At 65.3% G+C, this 248-nt stretch carries 1 protein-coding gene; it reads right to left on the bottom strand.

Annotated features, from left to right (window positions below; genetic code table 11):
• Positions 1-248, bottom strand: a 248-nt coding sequence (locus tag PXJ20_RS33135) for a M55 family metallopeptidase (RefSeq protein WP_421057539.1), incomplete at both ends; no start/stop codon positions are given.

Below are 248 nucleotides of genomic sequence, written 5' to 3'. Positions count from 1 at the left end.
CAGACAGTTGAGCACCCGCACCAGCGACTGCATACTGTCCGCGCCAAAGCGCAGTGTGCTACCGTCGATGCGCCGCATGTCCGGCCATTGGCAAAACAAATCCGCCTGTCCCGGCGTCTGCGTGGTCAACTCGCATTCCAACGGCGCGTCGATCCTGAACGGCAGCAATTCCCTCGCATCGGATACGGCACGTCGCGCCGCCTCTTCGATCAGCGCGCAGGCGCGCGACGGCGCGACGCTCGTGCACG

This window comes from Paraburkholderia sp. A1RI_3L, from assembly GCF_048957895.1.
Lineage (GTDB): Bacteria > Pseudomonadota > Gammaproteobacteria > Burkholderiales > Burkholderiaceae > Paraburkholderia > Paraburkholderia kururiensis.
Note: the sequence above shows the minus strand (reverse complement) of the source record. Positions and strands in the feature narration are given on the sequence as shown.